Source organism: Mycobacterium senriense, assembly GCF_019668465.1.
In the GTDB taxonomy this organism is placed as follows: domain Bacteria; phylum Actinomycetota; class Actinomycetes; order Mycobacteriales; family Mycobacteriaceae; genus Mycobacterium; species Mycobacterium senriense.
This window is the reverse complement of the sequence record NZ_AP024828.1, coordinates 3,017,597-3,037,143: the sequence shown is the minus strand read 5'-3', so window position 1 is coordinate 3,037,143 and position 19,547 is coordinate 3,017,597. Positions and strand designations below refer to the sequence as shown.

Here is a 19,547-nt window from a genome sequence, read left to right as displayed (position 1 = left end):
CATGACCGAGCCGACGGCACCCGACGCGGTGGTGTCGTCGGTGCCACTCACGCGAATGGCTCATGCGTTCTCGATCCAGCTGATCTGCCGCGCCGTTGGCATGCTCGCCTCGGTCGTCTCGGTGGCCATGACCGCCCGCTATCTGGGACCGGGACGCTACGGCCAACTCTCCATCGCGGTTCTCTTCATCGCCATGTGGACCAGCCTCGCCGATCTCGGTATCGCGACCGTGATCGTGCGCCGGGTGACCTCGGGCCGCGGCGACTTGGAACGCCTGGTGCGCATCAACAGTGGCCTGGCCCTGATCTATTGCGTCCCGCTGGCGGTATTGGCCGCCGTGTCCGGCCTGCTCATCTATCACGATTCGGACGTGCGGATCATGCTCGTCGTGCTCTCGGGAGCGCTGCTGATGCAGACCATGGTGACGCGCTTCGAGCCGATATTTCTGGCCACCGTCCGGTTCTCCGCGGTGGCCATCTCCGACATCGCCGCCCGCACGGGCACCCTGGCAATGGTCGCCTGTCTGGTTGCGATGCGGTCGGGCGTCATCTGGTTCGCCGTCGCGCAACTGATCCCGCCCGCTGTGCAGCTGTTGATCCAGGGCGCCGCGGCCACGCGGCACATCTCGGTCCGCCCGATCTTCGCGCCGCGAGAGGCGGCCGACTTGTTACGGGAAAGCCTGCCGCTGATCGGCTTTCTGGTGATCGGTCTGCTGTACTGCCGCGCCGACGGCGTGATCCTGTCCTTGTTGAGCACGCATTCCGAAGTGGGCGTCTACGGCCTGGCATTCACGATCGCGTTCAACACCATCGTGGTGTCGCTGATCTTTCACAAATCGACGCTGTCGACGGCCACCGAGCTGTTTTCGCGTGACGTCGCCGCTTTCGCGGGCTTTCTACGCCGAAGCGTAGAGCTGATGTGCTTCGTGGCGGTGCCGGTCGCAACGGTCGGTGCGCTGCTGGCCGGATCGCTGATCGCGTTCTTCGGCGACAACGCGTTCGTCCATCGCGGCACGCCGACGCTGGCGTTGCTGTTCGTCGCGGCGGCGTTGCGATTCGTCGGCGGCACCCTGGGCCAGGGCCTGGTGGCCAGTCATCATCAGCGGATCTTGTTTTGGTTGACGATGGCCACCCTGGTGCTCAACGTCGCACTCAATCTCAGTCTCGCCGGACGGTACGGGGCGGTCGGTCCGGGCGTCGCGCTGGTGTGCACGGAATTCTTCAACTTGGTGGTCAGCACCTGGTGGTTGCGCCGTCGCTGCGGCTACCGTACGCCGGTGATGTTCTTGCTGCGCTTGCTGATCCCGACGGCAGCGAGTGTTGCCGTGACACTGCTGCTTTCGGGTCACCACGTCGTGGTGACGCTGATGGCCGCCGCTGCCGCCTATCTGGCCACCAGCGCGATCGCGGGGCCGATCGGCTGGTCGAACTTGACCTCGCTGCGCGGGAATCAGCTGCCGGCATGAAGCGCGAATCAGATCGGGCGTATCTGAAACGTACGACCGGCGACCCGCCGGACCTGCCTGCCGCGCGCTCGCTCGCGGTGGTGATCGTAAGCCGTCGCAACCACGAATCGCTGCAGGGCTGTTTAGCCAGTATCGCCGAACATTTGCCTGCGCTGCCGGTGTACATCTACGCGGACAGCGATCAGCAGGATCCGGGGTGTGTCGAACTGGCCGCGAAATGCCCTGCGGCGCATTGGGTGTCGGGATCGGCAAACGTTGGTTTCGCACAGGCATGCAACGCGCTGGTGGACCAAACGCCCGCCGACTCCGATCTGTTGTTACTCGCCGCCGACGTTCGCGTGCTGGGACCACTCACCCGCACCCGGGAGTTACTTCGCCAGCCCAAGGTGGCGGCGGTTTCACCAATGGTGCGCGCGCCCGGTCGGGCGCCATGGGACATCGCTACCCGGCGACCGACACTGGTGCGGTCTCTCATCGCCGCTGCCGGCTACTCCGGCTCGCTCCGTCACGCACCGATCTCACCGTTGTATGCTCACCAGCCTTCCGAAACACACGGCCTGGAAGGTGATTTGAGCCCCGCCTGTCTGGCGATCAACCGCGCTGCGTGGAACGCCATCGGCGGCTTCGACGAAGAATTCTTCGGTTACGGCGAGGCCGCCGACTGGCAGGCCCGGGCGCGCGCCGCAGGCTGGCGCGTCTTGCTGGCCGACGAACTCGGTGCTGAACGCGCCACCGCGCCCGGCCAAAGCGACAAATCCCGCCGCAATCAGGACCTGCGGCGCACCAACACCGCGCTGCTGCTCGAACATCAACGCAGCGTTCATCACGCTGACGCGTATCTGGCCGGCACCACCGTGCTGGACCGGCTTCAAAGGCCAAAACGGATTGCGCGCCGGGTCGCTCGGGACCGCCGGAGTACGGACCTACCCACGATCGTGATCACCACCAACCGCCTGGTCTACGGCGGGGCCGAGCGACAAAAAGCGTTATTGGCAACGGAATTAGACCGACGCGGCTTTCCGGTCGTCGTCGTCTGCGTTCAGCGGCTCGGCCCGTTGATCTCGGAGATTGCTCATGCCGTGCGCGTGATGCGCCAGCCCTGGTGGGCTCCGGTCGTTGACATCCCGAAGGGCCCGGCGGTGGTTGTCACCGGCGACACCAACACCGAGGTGGGATTCGGTAGTTTGTGGCGCGCGAGCGGTCGAAATCGACGCTGGTTGATTGCTCCGCATGTTCCCCCCGAGGAGGACGCGCCCATCTACTCCCGGCCACTGACGTCCGCGATGCGGCGTGCCGACGGCTTTATCGTTTTGGCGCAACGGCATTGGGATATGCTGCTCGCGCAGCATCGGCTCTCGGGAAGGCGATTCATCGCACCCAACGGCGTCGCCGCCATCGGGGAACCCGTCCTTCGGCACCGCAGTGCAGGCGAGCCACTGCACCTGGTGATGCTGTCCCGCATCGTCGAGCACAAGAACCCCCATCTGTTGATCGAAGCGCTGCGTGGGCTTGCCGAGATGCCCTGGAAGTTATCGATTTTCGGTGACGGACCCGATCGGGAGAGGCTGCAGGCGGGTACGCCTCCCGAATTGGGCGAGCGGGTTCAGTGGCGCGGATGGTCGGCGGGCCCCGAGCCTGCGCTGGCCGACGCGGATCTACTCTGCGTTCCGAGCCGCTCCGAGGCCTTCCCGGTGGTGATCCTCGAGGCGATGTCGCGGGCGATACCGGTTGCGGCCTCGGCGGTTTGCGCCGTCCCCGAAATGTTGGATTTCGGCACGGCCGGATTCCTCGTCGAACCCGTGTCGGCTTCGGGCTGGCGAGAAGAGCTCGCCCGGATCCTGGCGGACCCGGGCGCACTGCCACCGGTTGGACGCCGTGGCTACGAGCGCATGCGCAAGCACTACACGGTGCAGGCAATGGCCGATGCCTACCTCGATGCGATCGGAGCTGTGCTGTGAGTTCGCCTCGTGTGCTTTGGCTTTCGCCGTGGACACGGCCGGCGGTACGTGTGCAGGCCGAAGCGCTGCTGCGACATGGCGCCGAGGTACTGTTGGTGACCTCCGATCAGCACCCCGAGTCCGATGCCGCACGTGATTACGAGTTGGTGCTCGACCCGCGGTTTCGCACGGCCGCGACCTGGCTGCCGACTTTCAAGGCCTGGCGCCGCGTCCGCGAGTACCGGCCTGACGTCGTGATCGCCGAACTGGTCCGGGATCCGCGCTGGATCGCGCTGGCGGGACGAGACCCCCGCATCCAGGTGGTGCACGACGACCGACCACACGATCCCGACGAACTGACGCCGGCGTACGAGCGTGCGGTATTCGACCGCTGGGGCGCCGGTTCGGCGGCGACGGTCACCTACAGCGAGTATGTCGCGGCCGCCGTCACCGCGCGGCGTGACATCGCGGGCACTCCTGTGCATGTCGTGCCGTTGGCCAGCGACCTCGACCTGGACAGACTTCCGCCGTTCGTGGGGCCCGAAGGGCGTCGTGACTTTGTGATGTTCGGCCGCCTCAACCCGTATAAGAACGTCGACGTCGTGCTAGAAGCCTGGCGGCGACATGTGATCGGGGGCGGCTGGCGTGGGGACAGCCTGGTGCTCATCGGCAACGGACCGTTGGACGCGGCCGCCCTGCCCAAGCACACGCGCTGGCGCAACGGCAGCTTCCGCTACGCCGATGTCATCCCGGCGCTGGCCGCCGCGAAAGGTTCGATCGCCCACTATCGGCGCGCCTCACAAAGCGGCGTGCAAGTGCTCTCCATGCAGTTGGGCGTCATGCCGATCGTGTCCACCGCCGGCGCCCTGCCCGAGTACCAACCACCGGGCTGCGTCCCGGTCGGCATCGACGACATTGACCGGCTCGCAGCCACATTCGATGCATTGGCGGATCCGGAGATAGCGGCGGCGAAAGGGGCCGAGGCCGCGCGTTACTATGCGCGGCGATGCTCGGTCGATCTGGTCGCGGAGCGCTTGTTACAGGTCATCGCACAGGTGGTGGCTCGTCAGCGCTGACGCGGCGGCTCAGCCGAGCCCGCGCCAGAAGGTCTCCAGCCACCCCGTCAGCTCACGCGCCCGGCCCAGCGCATCGGCCGGGGCCGTCCGAGAACGCGTCGCCTCGATCGCTGCCGGTAGCTCCTCCATTTCTCGGACCACGGTGGCCAGCCCGCCTGCCTCCAACTTCTCGGCGAACGGCAGCTGGTGCTCGTCGACGTGCTCGCCGAGCCGCGATCGACGAGGGACCATCACCGGATGCTTCCCCTGTTCGATGCAGAGCAAGGTGGACCCGGCGCCGGCGTGAGTGACGGCCACGGACGCCGACCGTATCTGTTCGCAGACATCCCCGAAGGACAGGAAGCGCTTGAACCGGGCATGCCGTGGCTCGTAGCCGCAGGTTCCGAGCTGCACGAAAAAGTCCTCCCCGGTGGTGCCCGCCCGGGCCATCTCGTCGACTGTGCGCGCCAGCCTGTCGAAGGGGTGCACCTCCATCCCCATGATCACGAAGATCACACGATCCTCCCGTGGTATTCCGTGCGGGGAATGCGGTCGACCAGCTCGGGCCACTGCACCAAAAACCGGGTGGCAAAAGGCTTCACCATCCGGGCGGTGAGGGAGAGCTCGGTGATGCGGGTGATCGACTCCACGAAGACGGTGGGGATCCGCAGCAGCCAGGCCAGCCAGAGGAAGGGGGCGGCCACGCCCGAACCTGTGGTCAGGATCATCGCGGGCCGGTGGTGGATCAGGAGCCGCAGTGCCAGCACCAAATTGCGCATGAGGTTGGGAACATTCCGGACGGTGGGGTGCGCCGCCCAATGAATATCCTCCTCGTCGCGCAGCAGGTACTGGGCGTCCGCGGTTGGAAAACTCACCCAAAACCGATCCTTGTCCTGCCAAAACTCCCGCAGGCAAAACATTTCGTAGATGTGGCCGCCGGAGGACGCGATGAGGAGCAGGCGGCCCATGTCCTCCCCCATCTCAGGCGTTCGCGATCAAGCTCGGCCGCGCGACGAGAGCCTTCGCTCCCGCCCCGTAATGCATCAGGCGATGCGGCAGCTCAATGTTAGTGAATCCGGTGCTTTCCAACCCGCGTTCTCGCATATACCAACGAAACTCGCCCGCACCGGCCAGACGTCTCTTCCGCCGCCGTCGAAGCGCCGGCACCGAGTTCGACGAGATCGACGAAATCATCAGCTCGCCGATGCTAACGTCATCCTCGTTGCGTTGAGCGCCCCCCGACAGGCGATCTCACTGCGTACGAGGACAGGGATGCCCGGTATGTCTTGACAGGCGTCGGCGCAGTAAAAGACTGCGGGCGGCCGTGGTGAATCCATGCACCACCGGCGCCCATGCGTGAGCAATGTGGAATTCCTTCAGCCCATCTGGCTCGACAGCAATGGCTGCACATGTCGCCGCGGGACTCGAAGAGTGAAAGGCGCACACAATGATTCGAACGGCCATCGTTGGCCTCGGAAAAATGGGGCTGTCGCATCTTGCGATCCTGCGAACGCATCCGCACCTCGATGTGGTCGGTATCTGCGATTCGGCCGGCTACGTGCGTGATGTCCTGTCCAAATACACCGGCCTGGACTGTTATGACGACTTCGATCGGATGCTGGCGGCAACCAATGCCGAGGCGGTCGTTGTCGCCGTCCCCTCGAGGCTGCACGCGTCGGTCGTCGAGAAGGCGCTGGGGGCCGGGGCGCATGTCTTCTGCGAGAAGCCGTTCGTCCTCGACGTGAACGACGGCGAGCGCCTGGTGGGCTTGGCCGAGACGAACCGGCTCGTCACTCAGGTCGGCTATCACTGCCGTTTCATTGGTTCTTTCCAAGAGGCGGCGCGGCTCGTCGGGGCGGGCGCACTGGGACGCGTACACCATGTGCGCGCAGAAGCATACGGTCCGGTCGTCCTCCGCGAAAAGGGCAGCACCTGGCGCGGAGTGAAGGCCGAGGGTGGCGGCGCCCTCTACGACTACGCGTGCCACGCCATCGATCTGATGAACTTCATGGTCGGCGTACCCCATTCGGTCGACGGAGTCGTCCGGCGAAGCATCTTCTCGCGCGATGTCGACGACGAGGTCTACTGCACAATGCGTTACCCCGACGGCGCAACCGGCCAACTGTGCGTGAATTGGAGCGACGAGAGCTTCCGCAAGATGTCGACGAAGGTGTCGGTATGGGGAACAAATGGCCGCATCACGGCCGATCGGCAGGAGTGCCAAATCTACCTTCGTGAGGCGCACCCCCAGCTCCCCGAGTTGGCGAAGGGATGGACCATCCGATACACGACCGACCTCACCGAGGAGGTTTGGTACTACCTTCGGGGCGAAGAATACTCGGCGCAGATCAACTATTTCGCCAACAGTGTGAGTCAGAACCGGGTGGATGGCGAGAACACGTTTCGTTCGGCACTCGATGTCGATCGAGTGGTCGAGATGATCACCGGCGACGCGGACACCACACGCTCGGTGCAGGGGCCGCGGGGGTCGGCGAATGGATCCCCGCGCGGCGCGTTCCGCCGTGAGATCGTCGCGCGTATCAGAAAACTCGCGACCTCGAGGGCGTCGTGACCATGGACCGTGTGCTATTCGGCGACAACCAGTTCTTCGGCGTCAACCACATGTCCGAGGAGAAGGCACGCGCACAGGCGATACGCTTTCAACATCTCCCGGCTGTGCTCGCGACGCTGGACGACGCCTATCGGGAAGGCATCCGCACATTCGTTTGCACGACCCATGATCGGGTCGGCGAAATCTGTGATCACTTCCGCGCCAATCGAACTGAGTACCCCGACTACACCTTCTACCCGTGCATGCCGTACGCGCATAAATATGCGAATGCTGTGACCGAGTTCGGAATCGTCGAGGCGCTGCGGAAGTTTTTGCCGGACGATGGGGCGGTCAGGTCGATGTTCAAGGGCGGTGTCGCCATTGCCAGTAAGGACGTCGACCCCTTGATGCAGCTGTTGGTCGATGCCGAGATGAAGATGTTCGCCGGGTTATCGACACCCGTCATTTTCATTCAAAACGTGGTAACCGACTTGCTTCTCGGACTCGGAATGGAAGAGGCCTTCCGGTTGTTTTCCGATCACGTCAGGCTCAAGTACCACGCTGAGCCGGGGTTCATCAGTATGAACCTGCCCAGGCTTCTCGATGCGCTCGAAAGGCAAGGAATGGAGAACCCGATCGTGTGCACCAATTTCAATAAAATCGGCTTCCGGATGTGCGGCGGCGTTGAGCTTTACGAGAAGACTATCCGCGAACGGCGATGCCGGCTGATCGCGATGTCTGTGCTCGCCTCGGGCGCGATTCCGCCTCGCGAGGCAATCGAGTACGTGTGCGGGCAGCCGAGGATCGAGTCGATCGTGTTCGGCGCGTCCAGCCGCAACAACATTCACCAGACAAAATCCCTCATCGACGAAATGTGGCCGAGGGCGACCTGATACCTGCGCCGGGTGCAGCGCATGCACCGTCAATACCCGGGTATCCCGAGACCGGTTGCGCCGCATTCCCTTCGAGCGTCAGCAAGACGCCGGGCGAGCCGGACCCCCAACGCCATCCCGACGAGCGTCGGGTTGGCTTGGCCAGACGTCGGCAGCACCGACGTGCTCGCAATGTACAGCCCGCACACCCCGTGTACCTGCAGCTGGGAGTCCACGACGCCGTCCTGCGGCGAGTTCGACATCCTGGTCGTTCCCGCCTGGTGGTACCCGGTTCGCTTCTCCATGAACGCGCGCACCGAGCCCTCGACATCGTCGCTCAGCCACTCCACGTAGCCCACACCGTGGCGACGAAGATGCTCGTCGACCGCGACGATGGCCTTGCGCACGCTCTGGTAATCCGCTTCGGAGAAGTGCATGTGGGTGCGAATACGCCTCATACCCAGCGCATCCCGCTCGTCGGTCAGCTCGACACGGCTCTCCCAATGCGGGAGATGCTCGCCGTGGTATTGGAGTAGGTAGCGATTGTCGGCGCTCTTCACGAAAAATCCCGGAGCTTTCCTGCCCCTGCGCAGGAACCGGGCGTAGCAGAAGGCGATCGCGAACCGGATCGAGGGGAGCAGGTCTCGCGCAACGTTGCGCAGGTGCGCGACGATCTGCGGCGACCCAACGGTCCTGGTGTGCGCCTCACGAATGGCTCCGGCGAGCAGGAACCGGCCGAGTGGGGAGATGAGGGTCAGGTAGACGCCGGACAGGATCCCGCTCCCGTGGCCCGGGTCGCTGATCGGCGGATTCACCAACCAAACTGCGGCGTTGGGCATTCCGGACTCGCGTAACAGGTGCGGATCGAAGGTGAAGCGCCGGCGAACGTAGACCCCCTCGCTGTCTCTTTCATACGCGTAGAGGACCTGATCCGTGGTGAAGTGCACCCGCGCCACTCGGCCTTCGACGTGAGCCATGTACCACCGTCCCAGGTGGCCGCCCGCATTCCCCAGCCCCGCGGGGTGATGGCGGTCCGACGTCAGCAGCAGACGGGTGGCCTCCAAACCGCCGGTCGCGATGACGTAGTCCGCTGCGACCACCCTCCCCTGCCGGCCGTCGCGCGCCTTGACCACGAGGTGATCAACGCGCTCACCGGCCGGCACGGTCACGATTTCGGTGCAGGTCAGGCCGGTCCACAGCGTCAGGCCGGACGTCTCCCGCAATGCGGTGCGGTATTTGCGCCCGAAACGTGTTGGCAGGGACCAGCGTTCGAGGTCTGTCGTGCGCACCTGGCCGTCGGGAAGTCCAACGATCATGTCGCGATCCGCAATTTCAGGGATGTCACGCGCATTGAATGCCGCCCGGCCGCATACCGCGTAATCGCAGGCGCGTTGAAGATACGGCTCGACATCGTCATGCCCGATGGGCCAGGGCGCCTGTGCGGTGATGGGTCGAGCCTCGAAATCGATGAGGTCGAACTTGACACAGCGCCCACCCCAGAGCGCCGAGGTTCCACCGACTTGCCGGCGGACCGTGAGCTCACTGCCTGAATGGAAGTAGTCGTCCTGGCGAGAGTCGAAACTCGACAACTTCTGCGCCGCACGGTCACTGCGCTCGAGGCCGCTTTCGATGAGCGTCACCTGCACGCCCGCCCGCGCAAGTTCGAGCGCCGTCGCGATACCGATCGGACCGGCCCCGACGACTGCGACGTCGGTCTCGATCGTCATATCGGACGTGAAGTCGGCCATGCGCCGGATCATGCGGCAGCCCCGTCGCGAAACTCCTTGACTAGAGCGAGGAACCGCGTCACGGTCTCCGCGTCCGGCGGCGACAAGACGGCGGCCGCGGCCTCGGTGACCCGTTGGGGCCTGGTGCTGCTGTAAAGGATTGCCTGACAACCCGTTGCGGCGGCGGATGATCCGAGGATCAGTGTGGCAAGCACGCCGGGAGCCAGGGGGTCGGTCTGCAGGGCCTCGCGCCAGCGTCCCGCCAACATCGGGTCCGCCTGCAACGCCCCCGAGAGTCTTCGGTGCGGACCACTCAGGACACCGAAGGCGAGGTGGGCGGGTCGAGGTGACGGATCGAGGAGATCGCTGCGAAGCTGACTCACTCCCTCGGGTGCGAAAGCTCGGGAGAAATCAACGTCCAGCCCCTCATCCTGGGATACCCCCCAGGCGAGAATCTTGCCCTGTCGGCGAGCGCGTTCGAAGAACGCGCGGAGTTCATCACTGACCAGCGTGTCACCGGGCCGGGGGGCGTGAACGAACAGGATGTCGACATAGTCGACACCGAGCGCCGCAAGGCTCTGGTCGAGGCTGCGAGCCGCGACGGCCGCATCGTAGAGCCGGACGGTGGTGGGCGGGGCATGGCGTCGCTTGACGGTCGCGCGGAGCGCAGGGGCTTTGCGGAGCAATGCTCTTGCCGGACTTTGGAACCGGGCGAGGCGCCGCGCCGCGCCGCCGACATCGATGCCGAATTTCGTAGCGATGGTCACGGTGTCGCGCTCGACCGTGCGTAAGAACGTTCCAAGCTCTGCCTCTGCCATACCCAGGCCGTACATTCGCGCGGTGTCGAAATGGGTGATGCCGCCCGCCATTGCGCTGGCGAGCACGGCCATGCGCTCCTTGCGGGAGGGCGACTGCATCAACGAGCCGCATCCGAAACCGATTGCGCTGACCGACAATCGCGGCCCCTGAAGTTCAACTCGATGCAACGCCACAGCCCTCATAGATTTGGCGCAGCCGGGCGCCGATGACCTCGGGGCTCCGGGTGGCCGCGACGTGCTGTTGCCCCCGTAGCCCATCACGCTCAGCCAGGGCCGGGTCACGCAGGTAGCGCCCGATCGCCGCAGCCAGTGCTGGAACGTCATCGAGTGGGACGAGCATGCTCGGGTCCGGGGTGATCCCTGCCGTGCCGCCAACCGGCGTCGCCACAAACGGTCGCGCACCCGCGAGGGCCTCGGTCAGTATCATAGGCATTCCCTCAGCGGACGACGGAAGCACGACGACTCGAACCGAGCGGAGCAATTCACGGACCGCATCCGGATGCACCGGGCCTTCGACGGTCAGCCGCTCTGTTGGCGGCGGCGTGTAGTCGTCGATGGGACCGACTATGCGACAACATCCGTCGATACCCTCGGCGAGCAGCAGCTGCCACGCCGCGACAAGTCTGTCCACACCCTTGCGCTGCCCGACCGTGCCGGCAAAAAGCACCACGGGTGGGGTGGAGCCGGCCCCGGGCGCATCTCGATCGATCACGATCGGGTTCGCCACAATCGTGGTTGACGTCGCGGGCGCCACGTCGGCAACCGCGGCGGCCGCTTCCTGCGACAGGGTGATCACATGGTCCGCATGGTTCAGCACCCCACCCACAAAATGGGGGTGAGATTGGGCGAACTCGGGAAAGTCGGAGCCGTGCACGGTGACGATCACCCGCAGGCCGCGCGCTCTGGCCAGTCGGATCAAGGATCCATCCCGCAACCACGCTCCGCCATTCGAGACGTGAAAGTGCACGATGGTCGTGCGAGACATCTGAGCCAGCACCAACCCCGCACCCGCGGTGAGCAATAGGCTCTTGAGATGCTGGTGTGGTCCGGCCCACGTCGAGAGGACTCGGATCTCGTCGGCGCCGATCCGGTTGTCGCGGATGACCCGGATCACTGATTGCGTCCCGCCGATGCTGTACATGTCGGGCCCCACGTGAGTCACCGCGATCATGTTCGGCCCGTGGCGGATCCGCGCACCCACGAGTGGCAGGTGTGTGCGAAGAAGTAGATGGTCAGCACCGGCCGCACCCCCACGAATCAGCTGGACGTGGCGAGGCCGACATTGGCATGTGCGGTCGAGCCGGACGTCGGGGCCGGCGCAGGGCTGACATCTCCCCGGCCACCGTCACTGTTTCTGCGCCGCAGACCCGCGTACCCCATTGCCGCGCCGAGGGCCAGACCGAGTCCCAGTGCGTCCATCGGCATTTCCGGCAACGGCCACACGGCGGATATCGCCAGGAGGCCGGCGGCGACCGCCGCGCTGATTTTCGCGGGCCCCGGCGCGCATCGCAGCGCCAATATGACCGGCGTGAGCGCGAATAGCGCGAACACCGCCATGCCCACGGCTCCGGCCTTGGCCAACCACCAGAGGTAGAAGTTGTGGGAATAGGCGGGATACAAGTAGAGATGGAACTCGTCGTCGCCGGTAGGCGGTTGATACACGTAGCCGAGTCCGTGCCCGAACACCGGGGCGCGAGCGATGGTCTCCTTGAGCAGGTTGATTTCGCGCAGTCGTTCCAGTGCCGAATCGTCAATGGCGAGCGCGCTTGACGACACCCCGCCCAGCACGCGCTGATTGAAGGCGGCGTACTGATCGCTGAGCCACGCCCCGGTCTTCGAGCGTTGCAACAAAAACAGCGATCCCGGCACCGTCACGGCGATCATGGCCAAGCCGACCGCAGCGGCCGCGACCGTGCGCCGAATCGCGGCCCAGCTCAAGCTCCCGAGTAGCGCTACCCCGGCCGCCACCCCCATCGAGATCAGCGTGTTGCGGGAGAAGGACAACAGCGAAATGCTCAGCGCCGGTGGGCCCAACGCGAGATACATTGCGGGCCTGACGCGCCCGACGATCGGCGCGGCGACCAGCGCGGACAGGATGGCGGTTGCCGGCGTTTGGGTGGACAGGATGATGCGCACGGCCTGGCCGGCGCCCGTGGTCCCTTCCAGGCTTTCCGACCGGCCGGCCAGCCGGATGGCAGACAGCGAACTCACAATCGCCATACCCGCCGAAAACCACAGGATCACAATCATCACCCGGATCGAGAATTTGACGTGGCCGGCGTAGACAACGAGTAGCGCCAACATGAATCCGATGGCCATCTCGATCATGCTCGACGATTCACGCATCACTACGAGGGCAGCGTGTCCGGTTTCGAAACCGGTGATGGTGGACCACGCCACCGTGAGCACCAAAAGCCCCGGCAACACGAAATCGTACGATCGCGGTCTCGCGGATGGGATCAGATAACAAATGGCAAGCACCGCGGCCACGTGGTATGCGTAAATCGTCACGGGGCCAATGACTTTGCCGACGTGCAATCCTTCTGGCAGTGCCGCGAAGGCCCCGAACAGCGTGACCGCCACCATTCCTTCGGGCTTCACCCAGTACACGACCACGCAGAACAACGCGGCGGTCAGCAGCACTCCCTCGGTGGTTCGGCGCACCGAGAGCACACCGAACACAAAGCACCCGAACACGAAGATCGCGAGCAGGGTTCCGTCCACCGCCAGGCGGGGACGAGCCCGCAGGTACAGATTCACGCCGACCCGCTGGCCTTTGACCGGTAGGCGCGGTCGGCCGCCCTGATGTGCAGCGACTGACGCGCGTCGATGAGTACGGTGCCGACAACTTGCGCCCCGGCCGAGCGCAGGGCGGTCAGCGCGTCCTTGAGTTCGTCGGCGGTGGTGCGCCGCGCCCGCACCACTACCACCGTCGCGTTGACGGCGCCGCCCAGCAGGCCGGCGTCGGCCGTGGCGAGGACCGGCGGGCCGTCGACGACGATCCGATCGAAGCGTGACGACAGCTCCTGTAGGACGCGGTCGATCACTTCCGGCAAATAGCCACTGACAGGCAAACTTTCGCGGCGCGCGGACCGGGACGCCAGGATGAACAACCTTGAAATCGGCGTCGGCTTGACGGCTTCGGCGGCGATGTCGGGGTTGGCCAATGCGTTGCCCAGCCCCTCGCCTGATTCGACCCTCAGCAATCCGGCGAGCACGTGTCGGCGGCTGTCGCCCTCGACAAGCAATGTGTCTTCACCCATTTCGGCGAGGGCGAGCGCAAGGTTCATCGCCGTGGTTGTCGCGCCTTCACCGCCGAACGGCCCGGTCACCAGCACCCGGCGGGCATCCGGTCCGATCGCCCTGAGCAACCGGGTGCGCATGCCGCGCACGGCATCGTCGGATGCGGTGTCGGTGCCGAACCGCGGAACCGTGCCGCGCTTTCCGGGCAGCTCCGCCAAAGTCGGCAGCCCCGAGACTCCTTCGAGCTTCTCGCGGGTGCGGATGGTGCGATCGCCGGCCTCGCGGGTCAGCGCGACCGCGATAGCAAGGAGCACCCCGGCGACAAACCCGATCACCATGTTTCGCATCGGCACCGGAGAAACGGGAACTCTCGGCACGCGGGGCGGCTCGACCACTGTCGCCCGGGCCGCCGGTATCGGTTTGCCCGTGGGCTGTGCGGAGGCCGGCATGTCCGAGGGCTGGCCCGACGGCGGGGTTATCTCAACGCCCTCGGGCCGCGGTCCAGCGGTTACCCGTTCACCGGCACCGGTCGGACCCGAAGCCGGATTGAGGGTGGGAAGGATCGCGCTGAACTGATTGGCCATGGCACCCGCCAGCGCGGCGGCGCGCGCGGGATCGGTGTCCTTGACGCTGATCGTGAAGAGCACCGATTTCGGAGTGTATTTCACTTGGGTTTGGCTCAGCAGATCATCGGCGCTTGTCGAAAGCTGGAGCTGACGTATTGCGCGCTCGGCCACGATGTGTCCGCCTGCGATTTGGGCGTATGACGACAACCGTTCTTGTGCAGCCTCCGTGCCGCTGTATAGCTCATTCAGATCAGTCGCACCCGAAAACGAGATGAGGACCGTGGCCGAAGATTGATAGTGCTTCGTCTGCAACGCCGTTACGAACGCGGCGCCGATCGTGCAGGCCAGCAGCGCGGTGATGGCGAGCTTCCAGTGCGTGCCGAGTATCCGGACGAAGGTACGGAAATCCATCGGCTAATAACCTTTCTAGAAGCTTATGACGCGAATGGCGTCATCAGATTTCCCGGCACCGGCCACGCATATCCACTGCAGATTATGCAGCATCATCACGCGGCCATTGCCGAAATCGCAGTGGTGCCGGCGAGCAGGTCCGGTGCCGCCGCCAAAACCGGCAAGCGGAGTGGCATACCGGCTGTGCAGTATCAGGTGGCATGGGTCGGCGCGTCGCGCGGCAGGTCGAGCGTCGCTAAGGGATAGCACCCGGAGCCGTCGCGTCCGTCGCGGGCCAGCCGCATGGGCGGATAGTTCACCACATGCGACGCACCCGGCTTGTGCTGTTGCCAGTCCACCGAGGCGCACAGCGTGTAGTGCCCCGGCGCCAAGCCCGCCAAGTCGAAATGAATGGACTCAGTGGACGACGTCGGAACGGGTTCCTTGCGGGAGCCGTCTCCGAGTTGCCCTCCGATCAGCGACTTGAGCGCCACCGTCGCGGGAATCGAACGGATCACCGCCCCCGAGAAATCGACCAGCCGGTAGCCCGGGACCCAGTTCTCGGTTGCCGCGGCGGCGCCGAAATTCGTCCACGTGACGGTCAGCGTCGCCTTTCCGTCGCGCACTGACTGCGACCCCTGCCCCGCCTCGACCGAATATCGGTATCCGGCGACAACGTTGGCATGGGCCCACAGCAGGTACAGCGCAGGATCCATCGGCGTGGTGGAATCCACGGCCGGAAAGTTGTAACTCGATGTCATCGACACGTGGTACTTGACGACGTCGTACAGACCCTTTTCGTAATAGGTCCGTGGATCGGTCCCGTCGGGCAGCTGGCACCATTCGGTGATCACCAAAGCCGAGGCCATCCGGCTCTTCAGCGCGCTGACCAGCGGATCCTTCGACTCCACATAGTGCGAGCCGTCTTTGTCTGCCCATGCGGGCAACGGCGCCTGGACCCCAAGGCAATCCGCACGGATCCCCACCGGCGCGGAAAGTTTCTTCGTGACGTCGTCGGCGAGCAACTGACGCACGATCTCCGGATTCAGCGCCGTCGTCACCAATTGCGTATGGGGGAAGGCATTTACGGTCGCTGTGACCAGCTGCCGAATGGATCCGGCGGTGATGCTCTGGTCACGAAACTGGCTGTAATAACCCAGCTTCGCGACGCTCTCGTCAGGTGCCGGTCCGGGCGCGCCCAACGTGTCACGCAGATACGAGATGTGGTTCTCGCTGAAATCACCGTAACCGGAGAACTCGAAGACACTCAGTCGCTCGTCGCCGTCATAGCGGCGGCCCAGCGCGCCCAACAGCTGACCGAATGCGTTGAGGTAATTCGGGTCATTCCAGTTCGGAACGACCTGCGTCACACCAGGCGTCCACCAATAGCGTTGCGGACCGGTGTAATTGGTGGCCACGGAGCGCATCCAGTCAGGCATGGCGATGTTCGTGTTGTTCGCATAGGTGTTGTCGCAACAGGAGTTATAGGCGACCACGCGCAGAGTCAGCCGCATGTTGCGACTGCCCAGCTTGGCCAGCGCGTCATCGATCACGCTGAAATCGAACCTGCGGTCGTCGGGGGCGTCCGGCGGCAGTGTGCTCGGATCGGTGGGCTGCAACTGCCGCCACGGCACGCGCAGACTTGCATCGTAGGATGCGGGCCATGCCGGGTAACGCTGCTGCGCGCGATTTCCTTGCGGGAAAAGCGGTTGCAGGAGATCTTCGTACTGGCCGCGCAGCGGGTTCGATACGTCCTGCATGGCCATCGGGATGGCCGGACTGGCAATCGCGTTCAGGGGCCCGAGGTCACGGCCACGACTGCATCCACTCAGCACCAGCGCCATGCATACGCCGACGATAAGGATATGTTGTTGTCGAATCGTCCGTACCATAACTTCGTTCGCTAGACCACGTCGGGCGACAACGGCTCGCGGTAGGCGAGGAACGACATCGGCATGCACCGGCGGGCATGCACCGTCTCCATCAATCGCATCGACTGCCACCTCTCTAGGGTTCGCGTTCGCTACCGTCATGGACCCGTTGGCTGACGCCACGTCGTCGTGCGGGATGTCAAGGGTTACAACAGGCTATAGCCCAGACCCCGGTCGCACAGGCAAATCCGGACGCCTGTCCTAAAGCCCGTCGCCTTGCGGAAGATCAACTAAGCTAATGGCTCCGCAGATCGGGCAGGAGATCACCACAAATGGCTGTCGCACCCTCGGTCAAACGTTGGCTCGCACCCGCGGCGGAGAAACTCGCACCGCGGCTGTTCTGGCGCCGCAGATTCCGCATCCTGCAGGACCTGGGCCGATCTCGCCCGGACATACAGCTGGTGGCCTCGTTATGCGATCCAGAACGGGTCTCCTTGGACATCGGAGCCGATCTCGGTGAGTTCACGATCGCGATGCTCGCGTCGTCGCGATCGGTGATCGCATTCGAACCCCGGCCGGCCCAGGCCTGCGATCTGGCATCGATGTTCGACGCGGTCGGCGCCGCGGTCCGAGTGGAACCGGTGGCGTTGTCGGACGAGCCCGGCGTGGTGGCCATGCGAGTGGTTGCGTCCGAGCCGGGCCGTAGCACCATCGAGGCCGGCAACAAGCTGGGCGACGTGAATGGCGGCACTATCGAAAGCATCGACGTGCCGGTCAGACGCCTCGACGATGTGCACTTGGGAGACATCGGTCTGATCAAGATCGATGTCGAGGGCCATGAACTCGCCGTGTTGCACGGCGCCACAGAAACTCTCACTCGCCACCGCCCGGCGATTGTGGTGGAAGCCGAGGAACGCCATCACCCCAATTCAGTCGCCGAGATCACCGCGCTGCTGGATGGACTCGGCTACGCAGGCTTCTTCGACCTCGGCGGCGTGCGGCGCCCGATCATCGAGTTCGACCCGGCCCGGCATCAGGATGAGGCCAACGTCGGCAGCCGGGAGAACGGTTGGGCGGGCCGCGGCATCTACGTCAACAACTTCGTCTTCCTGCCCGAGAATCGCTGAGAAGCGCCGGCGACAGGCGATGCTAGACCGGACCCAGCGACGATGACTCGCGATCGGCCAGAAACGGCATCGGCATCCAACGCGCGGACAGTAACGCTTCCATCGCATCACCGGGGAGCGGGCGCGACAACAAGAAGCCCTGCGCCCGGTGGCAGCCGTGTTGCATCAAAGTCAGTGCGGCAGCGGGCGTCTCGACGCCTTCAGCGACCACTTCCAGGCCAAACGCCTCGGCCAGCCCGATGATCGCGCGGACGATGGCCATGTCACCGGCGTCGGTGCCCACGTCACGAACGAACCCGGCATCGATCTTGAGCATGTCCACCGGAAGCGACTTCAGATGGGACAGCACGGCATAACCGGTGCCGAAGTCGTCGATGGCGATCTGCACGCCCACCTTCTTGAGCTCCGTCAAGGTCTTTCGCGTGGTCTCGATGTCATGCACCACCGCGCGCTCGGTGATCTCCAGGCACACCGACTCGGCATCGATGCCGAACTCGCCGATGGTGTCGGCGACACTTTCCACGAAATTGCCGCTGATCAGCTGAATGGGCGACACGTTGATGCGCAGCATGGCGCCCTGCCCGACACCGTTGGCCCGCCACCCGCTGAACTCGGCGCAGGCGCTGCGCATCACCCACCTGCCCAATTCCGCGGCCAGGTTGGTCGATTCGGCGACACCGATGAACGCGTCGGGCAACAGCAGTCCCCACACCGGATGACGCCACCGCACCAGCGCCTCGGCGCCGACGATGGCGCCGGTCCACAGATCGACCTCGGGCAGGTAGTGCAGCAGCAGGCCTTCGCTTTCGATGTCGCCCTGCAGGTGCAGCTCGATGTCGTTGCGGAAGGCCCGTTTCAGCGACATGTCGTCGGTGGACACCGCGGTCTGGTTGCCGCCGGCGCGCTTGGCCGTCAGCACCGCTTCGTCGGCTCGCCGCAACAGGTCGGCGCAGTTGTCGGTCCCGGGCGTGCCCACCGCCAGCCCGATGCTGACGGTCCGGCTGATCACGTGCCCGCCGATGGTGAGGCGGTCGCGCAGCATCGCCGACAGGCGGCCCGCGAACGCCTCGGCGTCGTCCGACGACATCGGCTGGTGCGGGATGACAACGAACTCGTCGCCGCCCAGCCGGGCGATCATGCCCTGGCTCCCCGCGCACTCCTCGAGACGTTGCGCGAACATCCTGATGAACCAGTCACCCGCGGTGTGGCCGAGGTAATCGTTGATCGGCTTGAGTCGGTCGAGGTCGAGGTAGAAGACCGCGACGGGCCCGGGGCTTCCGGCCGTGAGCCGTTCGGTCAGATACGCGACCAGCGCGCGACGGTTGTGGACGCCGGTCAGGTCGTCGTGTTCGGCGAGATAGCGGAGCCGTTCCTCGGCGGCGATGCGGGCCTGCAGCTGGGCGAACAGGGCGGCGACCGCCTCGAGGGTGTTGATCTCCTCTTGTTTCCACTTGCGGGCGCCGAACTTGACGAAGCCGAGCACACCGGTGGTGGCATCGCCGGACACCAGCGGCGCGACGGCCAGCGACGGCGACACCGGTGACCTGCCCTGGTTCAGCGAGCGGCGTATCCAGCCGTTGGGCTGATCCGGCCGGGTTACCACCGGCTTCCGGTCGCGCTCGCACTGGGCCAGCACCGACTCGGCGCCGTCCCGCTCGAGATCTACCGGATCCGAATCGGCGGCGTCGGTGCGCCGTCGCCACTCGGCCACCAGCACCGAGGCCGGGGCGTCCTGAGCGTGGTGGCGCAGGAAGCTGGCGTCCACATCGAACTGCTCGACGAGCTGCGCGAGAACCTTTTCGCTGACCTGGGTCGCGGTGGACGCTGTGGCCTCCATCAACTGGGTGGCGACGGAGGTGACCACCAGGTCCACGCTGCGTGGCACGGGTCCTCCGATACGGGCACACTCGGCGACCCTTCCGAAT

The 19,547-nt window shown here is 65.1% G+C and carries 15 protein-coding genes; 6 read left to right on the top strand and 9 right to left on the bottom strand.

The features are described 5' to 3' along the window. The first annotated feature begins 1 nt into the window (after position 1). From MTY59_RS14680 to MTY59_RS14670, 3 genes are read left to right on the top strand one after another with little or no spacing between them, the layout of a single operon-like run. Positions 2-1,465, top strand: coding sequence for an oligosaccharide flippase family protein (locus tag MTY59_RS14680; RefSeq protein WP_221041792.1), 1,464 nt, complete (start codon positions 2-4; stop codon positions 1,463-1,465). After that, positions 1,462-3,423, top strand: coding sequence for a glycosyltransferase (locus MTY59_RS14675; protein WP_221046453.1), 1,962 nt, complete (start codon positions 1,462-1,464; stop codon positions 3,421-3,423). Before MTY59_RS14680 ends, MTY59_RS14675 begins: the two co-directional genes overlap by 4 nt. Positions 3,424-3,434: 11 nt before the next feature. Then, positions 3,435-4,478, top strand: a complete 1,044-nt coding sequence (locus MTY59_RS14670; RefSeq protein WP_221046452.1) for a glycosyltransferase family 4 protein — start codon at positions 3,435-3,437, stop codon at positions 4,476-4,478. A gap of 9 nt (positions 4,479-4,487) precedes the next feature. On the opposite strand, the gene MTY59_RS14665 is transcribed toward MTY59_RS14670, so the two are convergent. Then, entirely contained in the window at positions 4,488-4,973 is a 486-nt protein-coding gene (locus MTY59_RS14665) for a glycosyltransferase (protein ID WP_221041791.1), read from the bottom strand. Next, positions 4,970-5,425, bottom strand: coding sequence for a glycosyltransferase family protein (locus tag MTY59_RS14660; RefSeq protein WP_221041790.1), 456 nt, complete (start codon positions 5,423-5,425; stop codon positions 4,970-4,972). Before MTY59_RS14660 ends, MTY59_RS14665 begins: the two co-directional genes overlap by 4 nt. A gap of 479 nt (positions 5,426-5,904) precedes the next feature. On the opposite strand from MTY59_RS14660, the gene MTY59_RS14655 reads away from it, so the two are divergent. Both MTY59_RS14655 and MTY59_RS14650 read left to right on the top strand, forming a co-directional pair. Further along, positions 5,905-7,029 carry a Gfo/Idh/MocA family protein gene (locus MTY59_RS14655; RefSeq protein WP_221041789.1) on the top strand — a complete coding sequence of 375 codons (1,125 nt, stop codon included), beginning with the start codon at positions 5,905-5,907 and terminating at the stop codon, positions 7,027-7,029. Then, positions 7,026-7,901 carry a hypothetical protein gene (locus MTY59_RS14650; RefSeq protein ID WP_221041788.1) on the top strand — a complete coding sequence of 292 codons (876 nt, stop codon included), beginning with the start codon at positions 7,026-7,028 and terminating at the stop codon, positions 7,899-7,901. Before MTY59_RS14655 ends, MTY59_RS14650 begins: the two co-directional genes overlap by 4 nt. Positions 7,902-7,930: 29 nt before the next feature. On the opposite strand, the gene MTY59_RS14645 is transcribed toward MTY59_RS14650, so the two are convergent. The 6 genes from MTY59_RS14645 to MTY59_RS14620 all read right to left on the bottom strand — a co-directional run bounded on the left by MTY59_RS14645 (position 7,931) and on the right by MTY59_RS14620 (position 16,516). Then, a complete protein-coding gene (locus MTY59_RS14645) occupies positions 7,931-9,640 on the bottom strand; it encodes an FAD-dependent oxidoreductase (protein ID WP_221041787.1) in 1,710 nt (569 codons plus the stop codon). Beyond that, a complete protein-coding gene (locus tag MTY59_RS14640; RefSeq protein WP_221041786.1) occupies positions 9,637-10,563 on the bottom strand; it encodes an aldo/keto reductase in 927 nt (308 codons plus the stop codon). Before MTY59_RS14640 ends, MTY59_RS14645 begins: the two co-directional genes overlap by 4 nt. A gap of 16 nt (positions 10,564-10,579) precedes the next feature. Then, positions 10,580-11,596, bottom strand: coding sequence for a glycosyltransferase family 4 protein (locus tag MTY59_RS14635; RefSeq protein WP_221041785.1), 1,017 nt, complete (start codon positions 11,594-11,596; stop codon positions 10,580-10,582). Between the two features lie 86 nt (positions 11,597-11,682). Beyond that, a complete protein-coding gene (locus tag MTY59_RS14630; RefSeq protein ID WP_221041784.1) occupies positions 11,683-13,185 on the bottom strand; it encodes an O-antigen ligase family protein in 1,503 nt (500 codons plus the stop codon). Next, a complete protein-coding gene (locus MTY59_RS14625; RefSeq protein WP_221041783.1) occupies positions 13,182-14,645 on the bottom strand; it encodes a tyrosine-protein kinase domain-containing protein in 1,464 nt (487 codons plus the stop codon). Before MTY59_RS14625 ends, MTY59_RS14630 begins: the two co-directional genes overlap by 4 nt. A 191-nt stretch (positions 14,646-14,836) precedes the next feature. Then, positions 14,837-16,516: a hypothetical protein gene (locus MTY59_RS14620; RefSeq protein WP_221046451.1), complete on the bottom strand. Its 1,680-nt coding sequence runs from the start codon at positions 16,514-16,516 to the stop codon at positions 14,837-14,839. Between the two features lie 311 nt (positions 16,517-16,827). Between MTY59_RS14620 and MTY59_RS14615 the strand changes: the two genes are divergently transcribed. Then, positions 16,828-17,622 (top strand): FkbM family methyltransferase, encoded by a 795-nt coding sequence (locus MTY59_RS14615; RefSeq protein ID WP_221041782.1) that lies wholly within the window; start codon positions 16,828-16,830, stop codon positions 17,620-17,622. A 22-nt stretch (positions 17,623-17,644) separates the two neighbouring features. On the opposite strand, the gene MTY59_RS14610 is transcribed toward MTY59_RS14615, so the two are convergent. After that, positions 17,645-19,507, bottom strand: coding sequence for a putative bifunctional diguanylate cyclase/phosphodiesterase (locus MTY59_RS14610; protein ID WP_221041781.1), 1,863 nt, complete (start codon positions 19,505-19,507; stop codon positions 17,645-17,647). Positions 19,508-19,547: the final 40 nt, after the last annotated feature.